The sequence below is a fragment of the Pararhodobacter sp. genome (assembly GCF_034676075.1).
GTDB lineage: Bacteria > Pseudomonadota > Alphaproteobacteria > Rhodobacterales > Rhodobacteraceae > Pararhodobacter.
Genome location: NZ_JAUCCQ010000218.1, coordinates 1 through 3,060 on the forward strand (window position 1 = coordinate 1; position 3,060 = coordinate 3,060).

The following is a 3,060-nucleotide window of genomic DNA, read 5'->3' on the forward strand; positions in this document are numbered from 1 at the left end:
AAACGCGCCAGTGGCGCGTTTCAGCCGCGAACGCCGCGCCCGTGGCGCGGCAGGGAGCCGAGGGGGCTGGCCCCCCGCCCTTCGCGTCTCTGGGGGCTGGCCCCCCGGCTTCCTCGTCCCTAGCCCGCCAAGGCGGCGTCGACGATCGCCGCCGCCTCGGTCACCGTCCCCTCCAGCCGGGAAAGCAGCGCGTCCAGATCCGCCTCGCCCGCCTCGCGCAGCAGGAAGGCGCGGGCGCCTTCGCCGAGCGTCTCGGGCTCGCTCGGACCATGCGCCAGCAGCCGCAGCCCGCATTGCACGCGCCAGAGCAGCCGGTAGGCCGAGAGCAGCCGCTCGCTCTCAGGCCCGGCGATCAGCCCGGCGCGCTTGCCCGCGGCGATCTGCGCCTCGACCCGGCGGGCGGAGGAGGCCGCCTTCAGCGCCAGCATCTGCGCCAGAAGCTCGATATCCTGCAACCGCCCCGGACCGTCCTTGGCTTCGAGCCCGCCCTGCCCGGGCTTCGCCGCCCGCAGCCGGGCCCGCATCTCGGCCACGTCGCGCGCCACCCCGGCGCCGCCCGCCTTCTGCGCCAGCAGCGCCTGGCGGAAGCGCTCCACCTCATCGCCCAGCTCGGCCGATCCCGCCACCGGCCGCGCCCGGGTCAGCGCCAGATGTTCCCAGGTCCAGGCCTCGCCCTCCTGATAGCTGCGGAAGGCGTCGAATGAGGTCGCGACCGGCCCCTGCCGCCCGGAGGGCCGGAGCCGCATGTCGACCTCATAGAGCCGCCCCTGCGCCATGGGCGCCGAGAGCGCCGTCACCAGCGCCTGGGTCAGCCGGGCGAAATAGGCGCGCGCGGCCAGGGGGCGCGGGCCGTCCGAGGCCTCCTGCCCGGCGGCGTCATAGATCACGATGAGGTCGAGGTCCGACGCCGCGTTGAGCCGCCCCGCGCCCAGCGAACCCATGCCCAGGACCACAGCGCCCCGCCCCGGCGCCGGTCCGTGCTTGCGGGCGAATTCCGCCGCCACCAGCGGCCAGAGCCCGGCCAGCACCGCGTCCGCCAGCCCCGCGTATTGCCCGGCGGCCTCGAACGCATCCACCAGCCCGCGCAGATGATGCACGCCGATGCGGAAATGCCATTCCTTCATCCAGACCCGCGCCGCATCGAGCTTCTTCTCGTAATCCGCCTCACCCTCCAGCCGCCGCGCCAGCCCCTCGGCCAGCGCGGCGGTCCCCGGCCAGGGCGCGAAAAACCCGCCGCCGATCACCGCATCCAGCACCCCGGCGTTGCGCGCCAGATACTGGCCCAGCACCGGCGCCGTGGTCAGCACATCGGCCAGGAGGTCAATGAGCGTCGGATTGGCCTCGAAGAGCGAGAACAGCTGCACGCCCGCGGGCAGGCCCGAGAGGAAGCGGTCGAAGCCCAGGATCGCCTCGTCGGGCTGCGGCGCTTTCAGCAGCCGGGCAAGGATCTCGGGCTCGAGCCGGGTGAAGATCTCCTGCGCCCGGGCCGAGCGCAGGGCGGGGAGCGAGCGCCAGCCGCGCACCACTTCGCGCTGCTGCTCGCTCAGGCTGGGCCGGGGCGCGACCTCGCCCCCCCCCGGCTGGAAGAAATCCTCGGTCAGCGCCGTCACCCGGTCGAGCCGCGCGAACAGCGCCTCGCGGAAGGCCAGCGTATCCCCCTCGCCCGAGAAACGGGCGATCCGGTCCCAATCCTCGGGCGTCTTCGGCAGGATCTGGGTCTGCGCGTCCTGCACCATCTGCAGGCGATGCTCCAGCTCGCGGTGGGTCCGGTAGAGCCCGGTCAGCTCGGCCGTCACCGGCTCCGGCACCCAGCCCTTCGCCGCCAGCGCCGCCAGCCCGCCCACCGTGTCGCGCTGCCGCAGATCCGGGTCGCGGCCCCCGGCGATCAGCTGCCGGGTCTGGGTGAAGAACTCGATCTCGCGGATGCCGCCGCGGCCGAGCTTCAGGTTGTGGCCATCCAGCGCCAGCGCCCCGGCCAGACCCTTGTGCTCGCGGATCCGGCGGATCATGTCATGCGCGTCCTGAATGGCCGCGAAATCGAGGTGGCGGCGCCAGACAAAGGGCCTGAGCGCCTCCTGGAACCGCGCGCCCGCCGCCAGATCCCCCGCCGCGGGCCGCGCCTTGATCCAGGCCGCGCGCTCCCAGGTGCGGCCGAGGCTCTCGTAATAACGCTCGGCCGCTTCCATCGAGATGCAGACCGGGGTGACGCTGGCATCCGGCCTCAGCCTGAGGTCGGTGCGGAAGACATAGCCCTCGCCCGTATGGTCGTTCAGCATCGCCGCCATCTTGCGGGTGGCGCGGATGAAGGCCTGCCGGGCCTCGTGCCAATCGCCCGGGGCGAAGCGGCTTTCGTCGAAAAGGCAGATGAGGTCGATGTCGGAGGAATAATTGAGCTCGCCCGCGCCCATCTTGCCCATGGCGAAAGCCACCATGCCCGCGCCCTGTTCCTCGTCGCCGGGCTGCGCGCCGGGGATCTTGCCGCGGCGGATCTCCTCGGCCAGATGGGTGGCGAGCGCCCGCTGGACGGCGAGATCGGCGAAACGGGTCAAGGCCCCGGTGACCGCTTCGAGCGACCAGACGCCGCCGAGGTCGGCGAGCCCCGACAGCAGCGCAACGCGCCGCTTGGCCTGCCGGAGCGCGCTGCCGGTGGCGGCGGGCGCCTCGGGGACGAGCCCGGCGAGGATCCCCTCGAAGGCCGCCTCCGGCGCCCCGGAAAGCGCCTCGCGCAGCCAGTCGGCCTCGCGCTCCATCAAGGACTTGAGGAAGGGCGAGCATCCCGCGGTGCCCTCCAGCAGGCCGCGGGCCTCGGGGGCGAGATCGGCGAAACGGGCGGCGATATCGGCACCGGCCTCGGGGTCGTGAGGCAGGGGGGAACGGGTGAGTCGGGCGAGGAAATCTTGCATGCCCGATTTGCCCTCGCGCCGGAGCCCAGGTCAACGGCAGAGGAGAGGGAGAGGGTTTCGCCCTCGTTGCCCGCTGCCGCGGGCGCCTCGGGCGACCAGCGACGCGGCGTGCCGCCGCGCCGAAAAAGGAAGGGGGGCCGTCTGCCCCCCTCTGCCC

Annotated in this window: 1 protein-coding gene; it reads right to left on the reverse strand. The window is 73.3% G+C overall.

Annotation, left to right across the window (positions count from 1 at the left end; translation table 11 throughout):
* Positions 1-119: 119 nt before the first annotated feature.
* On the reverse strand, positions 120-2,903 hold the full coding sequence (locus tag VDQ18_RS23360) for a glutamine-synthetase adenylyltransferase (protein WP_323023252.1): 2,784 nt from the start codon (positions 2,901-2,903) through the stop codon (positions 120-122).
* Positions 2,904-3,060: the final 157 nt, after the last annotated feature.

Coding starts and splice junctions, on each gene's coding strand:
- VDQ18_RS23360 (WP_323023252.1), bottom strand. CDS start 2,903: ATGCAAGATTTCCTCGCCCGACTCACCCGTTCCCCCCTGCCTCACGAC.